Origin of the sequence: Salinivibrio sp. IB574 (genome assembly GCF_001996205.1) — a bacterium.
GTDB classification, from domain to species: Bacteria; Pseudomonadota; Gammaproteobacteria; order Enterobacterales; family Vibrionaceae; genus Salinivibrio; species Salinivibrio proteolyticus.
Window position 1 is genome coordinate 1 of sequence record NZ_MUFN01000010.1, and the last position, 17,977, is coordinate 17,977.

Annotated in this window: 11 protein-coding genes, 4 tRNA genes, 3 rRNA genes and 1 pseudogene; 13 read left to right on the plus strand and 6 right to left on the minus strand. The window is 49.8% G+C overall.

Going from position 1 to position 17,977, the window contains the following annotated elements; translation table 11 throughout:
• The 4 genes from BZJ17_RS06230 to BZJ17_RS06245 form a co-directional block, all read left to right on the plus strand.
• A 23S ribosomal RNA gene (locus tag BZJ17_RS06230) occupies nucleotides 1-177 on the plus strand; the annotation flags it as partial.
• A gap of 116 nt (nucleotides 178-293) precedes the next feature.
• Nucleotides 294-409 (plus strand): 5S ribosomal RNA (rrf, locus tag BZJ17_RS06235).
• Between the two features lie 115 nt (nucleotides 410-524).
• Nucleotides 525-656, plus strand: a 5S ribosomal RNA gene (gene rrf / locus BZJ17_RS06240).
• 59 nt (nucleotides 657-715) lie between these two features.
• A tRNA-Asp gene (locus BZJ17_RS06245) sits at nucleotides 716-792 on the plus strand.
• Nucleotides 793-974: 182 nt separating this feature from the next.
• Here the strand turns inward: BZJ17_RS06245 and ilvY are convergent.
• Complete coding sequence (gene ilvY / locus BZJ17_RS06250) at nucleotides 975-1,838, minus strand: HTH-type transcriptional activator IlvY (RefSeq protein WP_069590338.1); 864 nt, start codon at nucleotides 1,836-1,838, stop codon at nucleotides 975-977.
• A gap of 131 nt (nucleotides 1,839-1,969) precedes the next feature.
• On the opposite strand from ilvY, the gene ilvC reads away from it, so the two are divergent.
• The gene (ilvC, locus tag BZJ17_RS06255; RefSeq protein ID WP_077640144.1) at nucleotides 1,970-3,457 is read left to right on the plus strand and encodes a ketol-acid reductoisomerase; all 1,488 of its coding nucleotides are present in this window, start codon (nucleotides 1,970-1,972) and stop codon (nucleotides 3,455-3,457) included.
• Between the two features lie 55 nt (nucleotides 3,458-3,512).
• Here ilvC and BZJ17_RS06260 read toward each other — a convergent pair whose 3' ends face one another.
• The 4 genes from BZJ17_RS06260 to BZJ17_RS06275 form a co-directional block, all read right to left on the minus strand.
• A complete protein-coding gene (locus BZJ17_RS06260; RefSeq protein ID WP_069590334.1) occupies nucleotides 3,513-3,773 on the minus strand; it encodes an accessory factor UbiK family protein in 261 nt (86 codons plus the stop codon).
• A 92-nt stretch (nucleotides 3,774-3,865) separates the two neighbouring features.
• Nucleotides 3,866-6,958 (minus strand): multidrug efflux RND transporter permease subunit, encoded by a 3,093-nt coding sequence (locus tag BZJ17_RS06265; protein ID WP_077640145.1) that lies wholly within the window; start codon nucleotides 6,956-6,958, stop codon nucleotides 3,866-3,868.
• 12 nt (nucleotides 6,959-6,970) lie between these two features.
• Nucleotides 6,971-8,077, minus strand: coding sequence for an efflux RND transporter periplasmic adaptor subunit (locus BZJ17_RS06270; RefSeq protein ID WP_077640146.1), 1,107 nt, complete (start codon nucleotides 8,075-8,077; stop codon nucleotides 6,971-6,973).
• 21 nt (nucleotides 8,078-8,098) lie between these two features.
• Entirely contained in the window at nucleotides 8,099-8,698 is a 600-nt protein-coding gene (locus BZJ17_RS06275; protein ID WP_241836770.1) for a TetR/AcrR family transcriptional regulator, read from the minus strand.
• A 129-nt stretch (nucleotides 8,699-8,827) separates the two neighbouring features.
• Here BZJ17_RS06275 and rep point away from each other — a divergent pair, with 129 nt between their 5' ends.
• The gene (rep, locus tag BZJ17_RS06280; RefSeq protein ID WP_077640147.1) at nucleotides 8,828-10,849 is read left to right on the plus strand and encodes a DNA helicase Rep; all 2,022 of its coding nucleotides are present in this window, start codon (nucleotides 8,828-8,830) and stop codon (nucleotides 10,847-10,849) included.
• Between the two features lie 55 nt (nucleotides 10,850-10,904).
• Here rep and BZJ17_RS06285 read toward each other — a convergent pair whose 3' ends face one another.
• Nucleotides 10,905-11,339: a cytochrome c5 family protein gene (locus BZJ17_RS06285; protein ID WP_077640148.1), complete on the minus strand. Its 435-nt coding sequence runs from the start codon at nucleotides 11,337-11,339 to the stop codon at nucleotides 10,905-10,907.
• 322 nt (nucleotides 11,340-11,661) lie between these two features.
• Between BZJ17_RS06285 and BZJ17_RS06290 the strand changes: the two genes are divergently transcribed.
• The 7 genes and pseudogenes from BZJ17_RS06290 (at nucleotide 11,662) to BZJ17_RS06320 (ending at nucleotide 17,875) form a co-directional block, all read left to right on the plus strand.
• Nucleotides 11,662-11,738 (plus strand) — tRNA-Arg (locus BZJ17_RS06290).
• 34 nt (nucleotides 11,739-11,772) lie between these two features.
• Nucleotides 11,773-11,848, plus strand: a tRNA-His gene (locus BZJ17_RS06295).
• Nucleotides 11,849-11,873: 25 nt separating this feature from the next.
• Nucleotides 11,874-11,950 (plus strand) — tRNA-Pro (locus tag BZJ17_RS06300).
• Nucleotides 11,951-12,590: 640 nt separating this feature from the next.
• Nucleotides 12,591-14,309: an ABC transporter ATP-binding protein gene (locus tag BZJ17_RS06305; protein ID WP_077640149.1), complete on the plus strand. Its 1,719-nt coding sequence runs from the start codon at nucleotides 12,591-12,593 to the stop codon at nucleotides 14,307-14,309.
• A gap of 92 nt (nucleotides 14,310-14,401) precedes the next feature.
• Nucleotides 14,402-15,955, plus strand: coding sequence for an ABC transporter substrate-binding protein (locus BZJ17_RS06310; RefSeq protein WP_069590322.1), 1,554 nt, complete (start codon nucleotides 14,402-14,404; stop codon nucleotides 15,953-15,955).
• 56 nt (nucleotides 15,956-16,011) lie between these two features.
• Nucleotides 16,012-16,989, plus strand: coding sequence for an ABC transporter permease (locus tag BZJ17_RS06315; protein ID WP_069590320.1), 978 nt, complete (start codon nucleotides 16,012-16,014; stop codon nucleotides 16,987-16,989).
• 3 nt (nucleotides 16,990-16,992) lie between these two features.
• Nucleotides 16,993-17,875: pseudogene (locus BZJ17_RS06320) on the plus strand (ABC transporter permease).
• Nucleotides 17,876-17,977 lie beyond the last annotated feature (102 nt).

Sequence of the window (17,977 nt, forward strand, 5' to 3'; positions counted from 1 at the left end):
GCTGAAAGCATCTAAGCGCGAAGCTGGCCCCGAGATAAGCTGGCCCCGAGATGAGTCATCCCTAGAGCTTCGAGCTCTCTAAAGGGTTGTCGTAGACTACGACGTTGATAGGCAGGGTGTGTAAGCGCTGTGAGGCGTTGAGCTAACCTGTACTAATTGCCCGTGAGGCTTAACCATACAACACCCAAGAGGTTTTGGGTTGGACTTAAAATAAAGCCAGTTGATTGTGGCGAGAACGAACAGCTTTCTAGATTAAGTGTTTTGACTGAAAAGTGAAGACACACCAAATTTTGCTTGGCGACCATAGCGCTTTGGACCCACCTGACTCCATGCCGAACTCAGTAGTGAAACGAAGCAGCGCCGATGGTAGTGTGGGGTCTCCCCATGTGAGAGTAGGACATCGCCAGGCTTTGAATACAATTGATTAAAGCAAAGAGATATAAGCCTTTAATCATACAGAATTGGTGCGGAGTGGTAGTTCAGTTGGTTAGAATACCGGCCTGTCACGCCGGGGGCCGAATTTGCTTGGCGACCATAGCGCTTTGGACCCACCTGATTCCATGCCGAACTCAGTAGTGAAACGAAGCAGTAGTGAAACGAAGCAGCGCCGATGGTAGTGTGGGGTCTCCCCATGTGAGAGTAGGACATCGCCAGGCTTTGAATACAATTGATTAAAGCAAAGAGATATAAGCCTTTAATCATACAGAATTGGTGCGGAGTGGTAGTTCAGTTGGTTAGAATACCGGCCTGTCACGCCGGGGGTCGCGGGTTCGAGTCCCGTCCACTCCGCCACTACTTAGAAACCCTGCTAATTTTAGTAGGGTTTTTTTGTTATTGGCCAGGTTCGCCCTGCGGGCGAATGAGTCCCGGTTGCCCGCAACCCCGGCCCTCCGCCACTACTTAGAAGCCCTAGCTGAAAAGCTGGGGTTTTTTGCATTTAAGCTCCAGCATCATTGTGTTGGGGCTTTTTGTGTTTATCGCATGACATCGAGTAGGGCGTTGAGTAAAGGCTCTTTTGCGCGGGAAGCTTTACAACAAAGGCCCAGCTCGAGAGGTTGCACAATTTCTTGGCGTAAGCGCTCAACCTTATCTTTTACGGGGCTGTTATCAATCACCACGTCCGGCGCCACACCAATACCACAGCCTAATGCCACCATACTGACAATCGCCTCGTGGCCTGCTATTTGTGCGTAGACGTTTGGCTCGATACCTTTACTGGTCAACCATTGATCAGCGAGTTCGCGCGCTGTCCCTGCTTCGGGCAAGATTAACGGTGTGTGCTGCCAGTCAATGGCTTGTAGATCAATGCCACTGCTGGCCATTGCTGGCGCGATAACCGACAAACTGACTGTATCAATCGGTTGAAACACCAAACTAGATGATAAGCGCTTGGGTTTAGCGGCAATAGCAATGTCGGCACTATTATCTTGCACTTTCTCTTCTGCTTGAGCGGGGTCGCCGGTCAGCAGTTGTAGCTCGATATTTGGGTATTGTTGACGAAACCGCGCGAGGAGCTCAGGTAAATGGCTATAGCTTGCCGTGACTGAACAAAAGAGCGTGAGCTTGCCGCCGAGCAAAGAGGCATGTTCATTGATACTGGCCTTCGTGGTGTGCCAAAGCTGCAGGATATCGCGTGCGACGGGAAGCAGCGTTTTACCTGCTGGGGTGAGATCGACCGCTTTATTGGTGCGAATAAACAGCGGCTGACCAATATCTTCTTCGAGACGTTGGATGATTCGGCTCAGCGCAGAAGGGCTGACGTGCATTGCTTGTGCGGCTCGGGTATAGCTTTTGGTGTCACAGAGGTGGAGAAAACCTGTGAGTTGCTTTGCATTCATAATTTATTGTTGCTGTAACTGCAATGTTATGTTGTGAATATATCACTTTAGGCAATATAGTGGTTAGGGTAGTATCAAAAATACGCGGTGAAAACACACCCAATCACGGATTTGAATCAATGGAGCACCCCATGGCGAACTACTTTAATACCCTGAATTTACGTCAACAATTGGAACAATTAGGCGTATGCCGATTTATGGATCGTGATGAATTTGCCACCGAGGCCGAATTTCTCAAAGGTAAAAAAGTGGTGATTGTGGGCTGTGGTGCACAAGGGCTCAACCAAGGCTTAAACATGCGTGACTCGGGTCTTGATGTGGCTTATGCACTACGTCAGGCTGCCATTGATGAAAAGCGTCCTTCTTATCAAAACGCGGTCGAAAATGGATTTGAAGTGGGTAGCTATCAAGATTTGATCCCACAGGCAGACTTGGTGATTAACCTTACGCCAGATAAACAGCACTCCAACGTGGTTGAAACTGTAATGCCACTGATGAAAGAGGGCGCCGCGCTCGGCTACTCACACGGCTTTAATATCGTCGAAGTCGGTCAGCGTATCCGTGAAGACATTACTGTGGTTATGGTTGCGCCAAAGTGCCCAGGTACCGAGGTGCGTGAAGAATACAAACGCGGCTTTGGTGTTCCGACACTGATTGCCGTTCACCCAGAAAATGATCCTAAAGGTGAAGGCTTTGAGATTGCGAAAGCATGGGCCGCTGCAACCGGTGGTCACCGTGCTGGCGTACTCGCCTCCTCATTCGTAGCAGAAGTGAAATCCGATCTGATGGGGGAGCAAACTATTTTGTGTGGCATGCTGCAGGCCGGATCCATCGTTTGCTACGAGAAAATGATCGCAGAGGGTGTTGAGCCAGGTTATGCGGGTAAGCTTATTCAGTACGGCTGGGAAACCATTACGGAAGCGCTGAAGTTCGGTGGCATCACCCATATGATGGATCGCTTGTCCAACCCAGCGAAAATCAAAGCCTTTGAACTGTCGGAGTCGCTTAAAGAACTGATGCGTCCTCTTTATAACAAACATATGGATGACATCATTTCTGGCCATTWCTCCGCGACTATGATGGCCGATTGGGAAAACGGCGATAAAGATCTGTTCACATGGCGTGAAGAAACGGCACAGACCGCTTTTGAAAACTATCCCGAGTCGGATGTAAGCATCAGTGAGCAAGAGTTCTTTGATAACGGTGTTTTGATGGTTGCTATGGTGCGTGCAGGGGTTGAGCTTGCTTTTGAAGTGATGGTGTCATCCGGCATTATCGAAGAGTCAGCCTATTACGAGTCATTGCATGAATTGCCTTTGATTGCCAACACCATCGCGCGTAAGCGTCTTTATGAAATGAACGTAGTCATTTCAGATACGGCTGAGTACGGTAACTACTTATTTGCAAACGTCGCGACACCGCTGCTGCGCGAACACTTTATGCCAACAGTGGGTGCTGATGTGATTGGTAAAGGACTCGGAGAAGCCTCTAATCAGGTCGACAACGCCACCTTAATCGAGGTTAATGACCGTATTCGTAATCATCCGATTGAGTATATCGGTGAGGAATTGCGAGGCTATATGACTGATATGAAGCAAATCGCGATTAATAACCACTAACGACACAGTATGAGATGAAAGCCTGGCCAGTGGTCAGGCTTTTTTAATGATGAATTTAGGCGTCAGTGTCTTGGTTAAGCTTTTTTTCCATCTCTGCGAGTTTGGCTTCAAGCTCGGTCAACTTTTGACGGGTGCGTAGTAGCACCTGAGTCTGCACATCAAACTCTTCACGGCTTACCACGTCGAGCTTGGTCAACTGACCTTGAATGGCTTGGCGCACACGGCTTTCCATATCCGTGCCTAACTCTTTGACAGGCTGAGGCATGGCGTCGTGAATTTGCTTGGCCACTTGCTCAAGTTTTTTGGGGTCAAACATGGAATACTCCTTCATTAACTGCCTTTATTCTATGTAAATACGGACAGCTTGTCGAAAGATGACAAAAGAGAAAGGGCCCGAAGGCCCTTTAATTAGTGTGACGCGTGATAGTCTTTATCGAGCTTGTCGAGCTCATCGTCTTCGACAAACACAGGCAGTGGTTTGTGTTTGCTGGCCAGATAGGTGTAAATCACTGGCAAAACGAATAGGGTAAACAAGGTACCGATAGCAAGACCTGCCACGATCACAATCCCGATGCTAAAGCGTTGCTCGGCACCTGCGCCGGTCGCGAACATCAGAGGGATCAGACCAGCAATCATTGCTGCAGTGGTCATTAAGATCGGACGCAAGCGAATTTTAGCTGCTTCTTTGACCGCATCCATCCGACTGGCTTGATGATGCAGCTGCTGCTCTTTCGCCACCTCACAGATCAAAATACCGTGTTTGGTAATCAGACCTATCAAGGTGATCAACCCGACTTGCGAGTAGATATTCATCGACGACAGCCCCCATGCGAGTGCAATTAATGCACCACAAATGGCGAGCGGTACAGAGACCAAGATCACCAGTGGGTCGAGCAAGGATTCAAACTGAATCGCAAGGACCAAATAAATGATCGCCAGCGCGAACAAGAAGGTGGCATAGAGTGCGCTACCTTCTGTGACGTATTGGCGAGATTCACCGAGGTAATCGTGTTGATAGCCTTTAGGCAACTCTGCCGCTTTACTTTCAAACCAGTCAACAGCGGTCCCCATGGTTACGCCAGGCGCTGCCACTGCACTGATTGTGGCGGCATTCAATTGGTTGAAGTGCGGCAGTGAACGTGGCTCTGCGGTAATGTCGATATCAATCAGCGAACCGAGTGGAATTGACTCACCATTTGCCGCGCGTACGTAATAACCTTCGATAGACTCAGGGTTGAGGCGATATTTACGCTCAACTTGTGGGATCACTTCATAAGAGCGTCCATCAAAGTCGATACGATTCACATAGCCATCCGCCATCATGGTACCAATGGTGGCACCGATGTCTCGCATGGTCACGCCGTAGGAACCCGCCTTATCTTTATCAATGCTGATGTTCATGGTGGCCGAGTCAAAGTTAAGGTTCAGCTCCGAATAGACGAAATTCGGGCTAGATTGAACCTCTGACATGATTTCAGCCGTCACTTGATAGAGACTTTCGAAGTTATTCGGTGTCGTCACCACGAATTGAATTGGCAGGCCAGACGAGGCGCCGGGGAGCTCTGGCATCTCAAAGGTGGTGACTTTCATGCCCGGAATGTCTTTCACTTCCTCGGCCATGCGCTTCACGACTTCTGACTGACTGGCTTCACGCTCACTCCATGGCACCAGAGAAGCAATACCAAATGCTTGATTCGACTTAGGTACGCCAGAGAAGACCTGAGAGAAGGCCACTTCTGGTTGTTCGTCGAGCTTTTGGTTCACTTCTGCCATGGTGTTTTGGATGTAATCCAAGTTAGCGGTCGAGGGAGCAGTACCCATCATCACGACCACCCCTTTATCCTCCGAAGGCGCAAGCTCGCTGGGGATAAAGCTGAACAGAACCGGCAAGGTCGCAAACACGATCACGGCGAAAGACAAGATCACCGGACGACGTTGCATCACCTTATCCAGTATGCCCGCGTAGCGCTCTGTCATACCGTCTAAGAAACGGTGGACCGCCAATTCAAAACGGCTTGGCTTTGCGTGGGCTTTTAACATCGATGAACACATCACTGGCGAGAGGGTCAGTGCCACAATCCCCGAGACAAACACGGCCCCGGCAAGTGTAAGCGCAAACTCCTTAAACAGTGAGCCCGTTATCCCGCCCATCATGGCGATAGGGGCATACACAGCCGCCAGTGTCAGTGTCATTGAGATAACTGGCACGGCAATCTCCCGCGTACCAATAATGGCCGCGCGGAAAGGCGATTCACCCAGCTTAATATGTCGGTCGATGTTTTCGAGTACCACGATCGCATCGTCAACCACCAAGCCGATGGCCAATACCATCGCCAGTAGCGTCATCAAGTTCAGCGAGAAACCAATCATTTCCATGACCAAGGCCACACCAATCAATGACAATGGAATGGTGATGATAGGAATGATAACGGCGCGGAATGAGCCCAAGAACAAGGTAATCACCACCAGTACGATAATGGCCGCTTCAATGATGGTTTTTACTACCTCATGAATGGACTCATTAATCGCTTTGGTAGAGTCATACAGTACGTTCATTTGGATATTGCCCGGCATGTTGCGCTCGACTTCGGGGAGCATTGCAGTCACGTCTTCGGCAATATCAATGGGGTTGGCGGTAGGCGCTGCATTGACCGCCGCGACCACTGCCTCTGAGCCATTCGCAATGGCGCGGAAGCGATCATGGCTTTTCTCTAGCGAGACTTTGGCAATATCCCCAAGGCGCACCACGCGACCCTCTTGGGTCTCGACCACCAAATTACTGAGCTCTTCTGGGGTCGACACCTGGGTGTCGGCGCTACCGTTGTAAACCATATAGGTTCCGATAGCTTGACCGGTGGCGGACTGGTAGTTATTGGCACTCAGTACCGACATGACATCCGTGGCCGTTAGGTTAAACCCGGCCATTTTCTGAGGATCCAGCCAAACACGTAGACCGTATTTCACCCCGCCGTATAAGTCGATTTTCGACACCCCGTTCACGGTGAACAGCTGAGGCTTCACGACCCGTTCGAGGTAATCAGTGATCTGACTTGAATCGAGCTCCGGTGAGGTAAAGCCGATATACATCACCGCAGTGGTTGAACCCGTCGACATCGATACCGACGGGTCCTCTGCCTCAGTCGGAAGCTGTGCACGCACCGAATTGACCTTGGCAAGAATATCGGCCAGTGCCGCGTTCGGATCCGTGTTTAGCTTCATGTTGACGGTAATCGTCGAGGTCCCCAGCACCGATTCTGAGGTCATAAAGTCAATATTGTCAGCTTGGGYGACGGCCTGTTCGAGTGGAGTGGTGATAAACCCCTGAATCAAATCGGCACTGGCACCATAGTAGCTGGTTGTGATGGTGACCACGGTATTGGTCATTTCCGGGTATTCCCTGACTTGCATCTTAAAGAGCGACTGCAAGCCTAGCAGCGCAATCAGTATACTGATTGAGGCTGCCAGTACTGGGCGCCGGATAAAAATATCAGTAAAGCGCATCACATCCTCGTCTTACAATTGAGGTAATTGTTCTGGTGGTGTGAGAGCGTCATTTTCGACGATTTTCACTTTTGAACCGTTGCTCAAGCGCACTTGGCCGGACGTTACCACGAGATCGCCAGGTGCGAGACCATCGATGATTCGGACTTGGTGGCCACGACGCTCGCCCACTTTAAGCACTTGCTGATAAGCACGCTTTTCGCCATCTTCTTCACGGATCACGTAAACACTTTCGCCATACAAAGTGAAGTTAATCGCGGTTTGGTCAATCACGATTTGATCTTCAATGGTGGGCAAAATGATGTCTGCACGGGCAAACATCCCTGAGCGCAGTTGCCCATCGTTATTGGGAATGTTGGCTTCCACTTTAATCAGGCCGCTTTGACTGTTGACGGCTGGCTCGATAGCACTAATTGAGCCGATAAATTCCATTTCTGGATACGCATCAACGGTGATACGCAGTGGCTGACTGAGACGGATTTTAGCAATGTCCGTTTGTGGCACGGTAAAGCGAAGCTTCATGACAGAGGTATCTTCTAAACGAGCAATATCGGTACCTGGCTGCAAATATTCACCCATGAAGATATTACGCAAACCAATGACCCCATCAAACGGCGCTTGGAGGTTACGACGGGCGATGGTGGCTTTCAGCGCCGTGATATCCGCTTGTAACGAACGATAATTCGCTTCGGCTTCATCGAGTGCCTCTTTAGAGATGGAGCCTTTGGCAAACAGACCTTGGTAGCGTTTAAACTTCGCTTCCGCAGCAGGTAGGCGCGCTTGGGTGCTGGCAAGGTTGGCTTTTTCAACACTGGAGTCAAGTTCCACCAAATTTTGACCCCGCTCGACGGTTTGGCCTGATTCGAAATTGATCACATCGACCACCCCAGCAATTTGTGTGGTCAGGGTGATCCCTTGATTTGGCTCGATAAAACCAATTGCGTCGATGGTGGGGGTCCATGGCTCAGCGGCAACCGTCACGGCCGTCACCGGATGGGTTGGTTCCGGCATATTTGCCATGTATTCCGCTATCTTTTGCTGCTTGAACAGGTTAAAGCCAATCACACTGCCAAACAGCAGCAGTGCAAGGATCAGCATGACAAAAAACCATTTTTTCATCGAAGTTAGCTCCGAACGTCGTTAGTGAAGAGAAATTGCATCCCAGCAAGCGCGAATTGCATCTGCGATAGCATCATCGTTCAGGGTTATAACACCCCGAACCTGTTTGCGAGCTAAACAAACCGCCGGTTCTAGCCCGAGAGCGATCAAAACGTCATCGTCCATGGGTTTGAATAGCCTTTGGTCTTTACCTTGTTGAATCACCCGATAAAGGTCAGCAAATGCGATGCGTTCCTGCTGAGTGTGTGCATGGCCATCACGTGGTAGTGCTTCGAATTGATCACGTGATAACAAGAGATGGTCGCGCTGTAACATCATGTGCCAAGTATTGCGCCATAGGCGTTCAAATTGGTCGCGCAGTGTTGGTTCATCCTTAACCCCATGTTGAATGTGTGTCGCGCATTGCATCATCAGATGCGCCGATAATTGACGGAGTAAGTCATCCTTGTCATCGAAATAGCGATAAATGGTGCCAGCTGCTACGCCAGCATGCTTGGCGACTTGCTGCATCGAGACTTTATCGAGCCCACGTGTCGCAATGAGTTGCTCAGTGGCTGACAAAATTTGGGTGCGTTTATCCATACTGTGCATGGTATCAATAGTGAATGAACGTTCATTCATTTTAGTCTGTTTTTTGCGCGAGTGACAAGCGCAAAGTGTAGTCAATCTTTGCGACAAGCGCGCGTAAGATAGACATGTGAGTGTTTCCCTCTACAATGCCAACTCAGGTTAAAAAGAGGCGTTGTCACCATGAAACTTAACCCCGCGCAGTCCGATGCGGTGCGCCATATTTCCGGCCCTTGCTTGGTTTTAGCGGGAGCCGGTTCAGGAAAAACACGTGTTATTACCCACAAAATCGCCTATTTGGTTCAACAGTGTGGGTATAAAGCGCGTCATATTGCGGCGGTCACCTTTACCAACAAAGCAGCGCGAGAAATGAAAGAACGTGTCGCGCAAACGCTCGGCAAGCAAGAGTCGCGTGGTCTGATGGTGTCAACCTTCCACACCCTAGGTCTGAATATCATTCGGCGAGAATATAAAACCTTGGGGCTCAAGGCGGGCTTTTCGCTCTTTGATGACCAAGACCAATTGGCCTTGCTCAAAACCTTGACCGAAGATGAGCTGGATAATGACAAAGATTTGCTGCGTCAATTAGTGCATACCATCTCGAATTGGAAAAATGCGATGCTGGGGCCTGATGAGGCACTGGCGCAGGCGCAAGGTGAGCGCGATCAGCTATTCGCTGCCTGCTATGCGCGTTATCAAAAACAAATGCGGGCGTACAATGCGTTGGATTTTGATGACTTGATATTGATGCCGGTGGCGTTACTTAGTCAGAATCAAGCGGTTCGGGAGCGCTGGCAAGCACGCATTCGTTACCTGCTCGTGGATGAGTATCAAGATACCAATACCAGCCAGTATCAGTTGGTAAAACTGCTGGTGGGCGAGCGTGCGCGCTTTACGGTGGTTGGGGATGACGATCAGTCGATTTACTCATGGCGAGGCGCCCAGCCGAAAAATCTCGTTTACCTGCAGCAAGACTTTCCGCGCTTGCACGTGGTGAAATTGGAGCAAAACTACCGCTCAACCAGCCGTATACTGCGTGCCGCCAATATTTTGATTGCCAATAATCCGCATGTTTTTGAAAAAACGCTTTTCTCAGCATTACCTGATGGGGACATGCTAAAGGTATTGACGGCGAAAAATGAAGAGCATGAAGCCGAGCGTGTGGTGGGTGAGCTGATTGGCCATCGCTTTCTGGGACGCACTCAGTATAAAGACTACGCCATCCTTTATCGCGGAAACCATCAGTCTCGTCTCATCGAAAAAGCGCTGATGCAAAACCGCATCCCGTACAAAATATCGGGCGGCACCTCTTTTTTTGCTCGCGCAGAAATTAAAGACATCATGGCTTATTTGCGCTTGCTGACCAACCAAGACGATGACAACGCCTTTTTACGTATTGTGAATACTCCGCGACGCGAAATCGGCCCTGTCACGCTGGAAAAACTGGGTAGCTACGCAAACCAGCGAGGCAAAAGCTTGTTTGCGGCGAGCTTCGAGTTAGGACTGACGCAGCATTTGTCAGGCCGAGGATTGGCCTCGTTACAGGCGTTCACACGTTGGATTGTTGAATTGTCCGATCAGGCTGAACGTGGCGATACAGTTGCCGCAGTAAGGGCGTTGTTGCGTGATACCCATTACGAAGACTGGCTATATGAGACCTCGTCCAGCCCCAAAATGGCGGAAATGCGGATGAAAAATGTCTCGGATCTCTACAGCTGGATAGTGGCTGATTTAGAGGGCGATAATCCGGACAACACCGAGCGCAGTTTACGAGAAGTGGTTCAGCGCCTTACGCTGCGCGACATGATGGAGCGAGGTGAAGACGATGATAATGCTGATCAAGTGCAGCTGATGACCTTACATGCGTCTAAGGGGCTCGAATTTCCCTATGTGTATATGATTGGTATGGAAGAAGGCTTGTTGCCTCACCAGTCGAGTATCGACGAAGACAATATCGATGAGGAGCGGCGTTTGGCGTACGTGGGGATCACGCGGGCACAAAAAGCGCTGACTTTTGTAGTCTGTAAAGAGCGTCGCCAATTTGGCGAATTGATTAAGCCGCAGCACAGTCGTTTTCTCGACGAATTGCCGTTTGAGGATGTGGAATGGGAGATGAACAAAAAGCCCGTTTCACAACAAGAGCGCATGGAGAAGGGACAAGCCGCGATCGCGAACCTAAAAGCGATGTTAAATCAAAATAAATAAGCGCCGTTGATACGGCGCCTTTTATTACTCAGTCGAACGCAACAACCATTCCGTCTTAGAGCGCGTCTAGCATGTGCTCAATCGCGGCAACGATCTCGTCGTCAGAGCAGTCCATACAGGTGCCTTTGGCAGGCATCGCATTAAAGCCGTTGATAGCGTGTTTGGTGAGGGTTTCCATGCCTTTGTCGACACGAGGCCCCCAAGCGGCGGCGTCACCGATTTTTGGTGCGCCTGCTGCGCCTGTGCTGTGACACGCAGTGCAGTAAGTATTATATACCTGATCGCCGGTACGTGGACCCGTCGGTTCAGCGGCAGCCGTTTCGACCGGGGCTTGACCGTCAAGGTATACATCACCAACCGGGGCAATGCGCTCGGCAATGGCGGATTTTTCACTCTCTGAGACTTCAAGCGCCTGTGCGGCTGAAGCAAACATGAAGGCAGCCACAGAGGCAACCATGATATGACGTAGACTCTTTCCCTTTGCGCTCACAATGACACTCCCACATTACTGGTGGCTTACGCCTTTTTCGTCTTATTTTGTCGCCAACCTCAAAGGGTGAATCAATGAAGACGTGATTCGGCCGCGACATTCATATTTCTCTACGGGCTCACCCAAACAGGGTAGGTTAACCCCGTGTAAAGATTAGGTGATTATAGCGCTTTAGATTGTTACGTTAAACCGTTATAGTAGAGACCTAACTGACGATTTCTACGCAATTTGTCCAAAAAGAGACCAGTCAGTAAAAAAATTAAAAAAAGTGCTAGACGGCTGGTAACGATATCCGTAATATTCGTCACCGCCAACGGGGCAAGCGCCCGTAGCTCAGTTGGATAGAGCGTTGGCCTCCGGAGCCAAAGGTCACAGGTTCAAATCCTGTCGGGCGCGCCATTCCGGGATAGAAATAGATGGCAAAAAATCAGTGGTGGCTGTAGCTCAGTTGGTAGAGCCCTGGATTGTGATTCCAGTTGTCGCGGGTTCAAGTCCCGTCAGCCACCCCATTATTCTCGCTAAAAGCGAAAATGTCGGTGAATAGCGCAGTTTGGTAGCGCATCTGGTTTGGGACCAGAGGGTCGGGGGTTCGAATCCCTCTTCACCGACCACCATTCAAACCCTAGCCTAACGGCTGGGGTTTTTTCGTTTCTAGGTCTGCTTATCATGATAGGTGTGTCTGTGTTGATGCCTGTCTGATTAACCCACCTTGCCTGCCTATTTATTTTTTGTCGCGATGATGCGGCTTCATGAAGAAAAAGTCAGAAATTAGAGCTTAATCAAGAATCCCACACAGAAAAAAACCTGAATCTGCCCGATATCAGCGGCTACGCGATACTGCTGCTATACCTAAGATTATACAGGGTAAAACACTGCCATTATTATTATTGATAAAACAGATAACAATTTATGCCGTGAATATCAGCGTAAAGCACTGGCAATGTTTTATGAGTGTTAACTGGTTGGGCTTTATCTTATGCGTAATTTGTTTTACAACTGTGACACGGCAATGAGTCTGTATTTCACTGATATGAAATGTGTTTTGTATCTTTTGGGGTGAATTTACAGAGAATGGCTGTGAATGATTATTCGACCCTTAAGCAGGATTATGGCATATCCTGCTGTGTTGTTGATTTTTTGTGAAATGTTTGCCAGATTGGAATTCCCCTATTTTTTACTGGGTATCGGTTGAACAGGGCTCAGTCTGGACAAGGAGTACATCGTCACATTCGACGATGCCAAGGATGATAAATGGCACTGCTAGAAGTAAATAACCTACGAATAGAGTATCCGTCTCGTCATGGCGTACATGCGGCAGTGAAATCACTGTCATTTACCATTGAACGCGGCGAGATCGTTGGTGTGGTCGGTGAGTCCGGCGCGGGTAAGTCGACGGTTGGCAACGCGGTGATTGACTTACTTAGCCCACCGGGACGGATAGCCAGCGGCGATGTGTACCTCGATGGCAAAAAGATTTCTGGTCTGACGCCCAATGAGATGCGCAAGGTTCGTGGGGATAAGATTGGCTTTATCTTCCAAGACCCCATGACATCGTTAAACCCACTGTTCACGGTGGAGCAGCAGCTGACTGAAACCATTCTTACCAATTTAAATGTGACTCAGCAGCAAGCCTATCAGCGGGCGTTGACCTTGATGGAGCAAGTGGGGATTCCGGATCCAGAAATCCGCATTAAACAGTACCCCCACCAATTCTCTGGCGGCATGCGCCAGCGTGTGGTGATTGCTATCGCCCTAGCCGGTGAGCCCGATTTAATCATTGCCGATGAGCCTACCACTGCATTGGACGTATCAATACAGGACCAAATCCTGACACTCATCCGTGACTTGTGTCAGCAGAAAAACGTCGGCTGTATGTTGGTGACCCATGATATGGGTGTGGTCGCGAATGTTACTGATCGCGTTGCAGTGATGTATCGCGGTGATTTGGTGGAAATTGGCACCACCCAACAAGTACTCGGTGAGCCACAACATCCTTACACGCAAAGTCTGATTTCAGCGGTACCACGCTCAGATATCAAGCTTGATCGCTTTCCACTGGTTAACTATATCGAAGAAGCTGGCGAAACCGTCGAGCTGGATATTAAAAACCATTGGTTGGGGCAAAGCCAAGATCAGCGCGCTTATACCGGGCCGTTATTGCAAGTCAAAGACGTATCGCTGCGTTTTGTTACCAAAGATTCGTTATTTGCCAGCCGTCGCGAATATGTTCAAGCGTCTGATCATGTCAGCTTCGATATTGTCGAAGGTGAAACCTTCGGGCTGGTGGGCGAGTCAGGATCGGGTAAGTCGACCATTGCCCGTGCGATTACGGGACTGTATCCGCCCAATACCGGACAAATCATTTTTGAAGGCATTGATCTCACCGCGATTAAGAGCGAACGGGCGCGACGTCCGATTCGTCGTCAAATGCAGATGGTGTTTCAGAACCCGTATTCGTCAATGAATCCGCGGATGAAAATCTATGACATTATCGCCGAGCCTATTCGCTTCCACCGCTTGGCAGACAATGAGTCTCAGATCCGTCAGATCGTTGGGGATTTATTGGATCATGTTGGATTAGGACGTGGCGCGGGGATCAAATACCCTCACGAGTTCTCTGGTGGCCAACGTCAGCGGATTTCAATTGCCCGCGCACTGGCAACGCGCCCGCGCTTATTGATTTGTGATGAACCTACGTCGGCGCTGGATGTGTCGGTGCAGGCCCAAATTCTAAACCTGCTTAAAGACCTACAAGACGAGCTCAATCTCACCATGCTGTTTATCAGTCACGATTTGCCAGTTATTCGACAAATGTGTGATCGCATTGGTGTGATGCGCAAGGGTCAGCTGTTGGAAGTGGCACCGACCGAGCAACTATTTACCGATCCTCAGCATGAATACAGCCGCAAGCTGATTTCATTGATGCCGGAATTTAAGGGAATGAGCACGGAAGGTTTGCAAACGGCATAGTTAGCCTGTGCCGTCGCGGCCAGATGGCCGCAATTGATTACCGATGCAAACACAGCAGGGGACACTCCCCTACGCATAAAGGAGCTATGCAAATGAAAACAATGAAGAGCAAGATTGCCGTGGCGCTGATGGCTGCAGGCCTAAGCTTTAGCGCAGCCGCGGCGGATATCACCATTGCTTACGATGCGGATCCTGTCTCACTTGACCCGCATGAGCAACTGTCTGGTGGCACGTTGCAGCTTTCTCATATGGTCTTTGATCCGTTAGTCCGTTTCACCCAAGAGATGGACTTTGAGCCACGCCTCGCGACCTCTTGGGAGCGCATGGATAACAAAACGGTGCGCTTTAATTTGCGTGAAGGTGTGACGTTCCACTCTGGTAACCCATTTACTGCTGATGATGTCGTTTGGACGTTCAAGCGCCTCAAATCCTCGCCAGACTTCAAAGGGATCTTCACCCCGATTGTTGATATTAAAAAAGTCGATGCGCATACGGTAGACGTGATCACGGATGGCACCTACCCATTGGTTGAAAACGTGATGACCTATGTCTTCCCGATGGACAGCAAATACTACAGTGGTAAAACCGAAGACGGGCGTGACAAAGCAGAGCTGAAGAAAAATGGCTCAACCTATGCGTCAACACACCTGTCAGGGACCGGTCCTTACGTGGTTGCCGAGCGTGAGCAAGGCGTTGTTGTGGAATTTAAGCGCAACGAAAACTACTGGGACAAAGAAAGCGAAGGCAATGTCGACAACATCACCTTACGCCCAATTAAAGAAGACGCCACCCGCGTCGCTGCCTTGTTGTCAGGTGATGTGGATATGATTGCGCCGGTGTCACCGAATGATTACCGCCGTATCGAACGCTCTGATAACTTGCAGTTGGTGACCATGCCAGGGACGCGCGTGATCACTTTCCAAATGAACCAAAGTGTTGTTGATGAGTTTAAAGACCCGCGTGTTCGTCAAGCGGTTGCTTATGCGGTCAATAACGAAGGTATCGCGCAAAAAATCATGAAAGGCGCCGCCACGCCAGCTAGCCAGCAAAGCCCCGTCGGGTATGCAGGCTACAATGCTGATCTAAAGCCGCGTTATGACTTGGCCAAAGCGAAAAAGCTGATGGAAGAGGCGGGTTACCCAGATGGTTTCTCGATCACCATGATTGCGCCGAATAACCGTTATGTGAACGATGAAAAAATCGCTCAAGCGGTTGCGGCGATGATGGCGAAGATTGGGATTAAGGTCGATCTGCAAACCATGCCAAAAGCGCAATACTGGCCAGAGTTTGATAAGTGTGAAGCGGGCATGCAAATGATCGGCTGGCACCCAGATACTGAAGACTCCGCCAACTTTACCGAGTTCTTGACCATGACCCGCAATGCGGACACAGGTAAGGGCCAGTACAACTGTGGTCACTACTCAAACAGTGAAGTCGACAAACTGGTCACGGCGGCGAACTCAGAGACCGATCTCGAGAAGCGCAGTGCCATGCTGCAAAAAGTCGAGAAGATCCTGTATGACGACGCTGCTTTCCTTCCTCTGCACTGGCAGGATCCTTCATGGGCCGCCAAAAATAACGTCAACATCAAACCGATTGTTAACGGTATGAACTTCCCTTATTTCGGCGATTTGGTCGTCGAGTAAGGGTGTAAAAGGGGGCCTGATAAGGCCCCTTCATCTCCAATCGCTTAGAGGCAAACATGGTAACGTTTTTAGTCAAACGTCTGGTTCAGGCACTGGTAGTGATGTTTGTGATCAGTCTGGTGGCGTTTGCTATCCAGGACAACCTCGGCGACCCCTTGCGGGAGCTGGTGGGGCAATCAGTATCAGAAGCGGAGCGTAACGCGCTGCGCGATGAGATGGGACTTAACGATCCCTTTATTACCAAGTACACCCGTTTTATCGGTAAAGCGGTACAGGGCGACTTGGGAAATTCGTACTTCTTTAAACGTCCCGTGGTGGACGTGATTTTAGATAAGCTGGTAGCGACACTGGAGCTCGTCGCTGGGGCGGCGTTAATTATCGTTGTCGTGTCGATCCCACTTGGGGTGTATTCTGCCATTCATCCCAATAGCATTCTCACCAAAGTCATCATGGGCTTCAGTATTGTGGGGATCTCGATACCTGTTTTCTTAACCGCCATCATGTTGATGTATGTGTTCTCGATTGAGTTAGGTTGGTTGCCGTCGTATGGGCGAGGTGAAACGGCCAATTGGCTTGGTTGGGAGTCCGGCTTTTTCACCTTGGATGGCTTGGCGCACTTGGTACTGCCCGCGGTCTCGCTGGCATCGATCATGTTACCGCTGTTTATTCGCTTAGTGCGCTCTGAAATGCTGGAAGCGCTTGGCACTGAATACGTGAAGTTTGCGCGTGCCAAAGGCTTGCCCCAGAAGAAGGTGTACTACCAGCACGCGTTGAAAAATACCATGTTGCCCGTTGTCACCGTCGGTGGGGTACAAATTGGTACCATGATTGCCTATACCATTTTGACGGAAACTGTCTTCCAATGGCCTGGCACGGGGTTTCTCTTCCTTGAAGCGATTAACCGTGTGGATACGCCACTGATCACCGCTTATGTAATTTTTGTCGGCTTGATATTTGTGGTCACGAATACCTTTGTTGATCTGCTCTATGGCCTTATCAACCCAACGGTCAATCTTACTGGTAAGGAGGCATAGGCAATGACACAAACAACCACTCAGCCAAACCGTTGGCAGCGCTTTTTAGCCTCAGATTTTCTCTATCACTTTAAGCGTGACAAAGTCGCGATGGCAAGTTTTACCGTCTTTGTCCTGTTCGTCTTGTTGGCGCTATTTGCCCCGCTTATTGCGCCGACCAATCCTTACGATCTGACCATGATTGATATTATGGACTCAGAATTACCCCCGGCATGGATGGAGTGGAGCGATCCGCGTTTCCTATTAGGGACGGATAACCAAGGGCGCGATATTTTATCGACCATGATTTATGGTCTGCGTATCTCCCTGACCATTGGTCTGTGTGGGCGGACGAATCGACAGCTTTTTCATGCGAATTGCCGATATTCAGTTATCGTTCTCGACCATGATGGTGGCGATCATTGTCTCGGCCATTTTTAAAGCCAGCTTTGGCAGTGAGTTTTACAGCCAATATGCGATCTTAATGCTGGTGGTGATTATCGGGGTGGCGGAATGGCCACAGTATGCCCGCACCATTCGAGCGTCTGTGCTTGCTGAAAAGAAGAAAGAGTACGTCGAAGCGGCGCGAGTGATGGGCTTTCGTTCCCCGCGGATTATGTTCCGCCATATTTTGCCCAACTGTCTTTCGCCCATTTTGGTCATTTCGACGGTGCAGGTCGCTAACGCGATTATGTCGGAAGCGGCGCTATCCTTTTTGGGTTTGGGCATGCCGGTCGATCAGCCGTCATTGGGCTCACTGATCAGTATCGGATTTAACTATATCTTCTCGGGGTCGTGGTGGATCACCGCCTTTCCTGGCATCGTACTGGTCTTATTGGTACTAGTTATCAACTTACTGGGCGATTGGCTGCGGGATGTCTTCAACCCCAAAATCTATAAAGGGTGAATAAAATGGCTGCGTTTGCAGCCATTTTTGTTGGAAGCTAACAGGCTGAGCAGCGCTCGCTTGAGTCGCCGCGTCACTTTGCTTAAGCTGACAACATTCGGT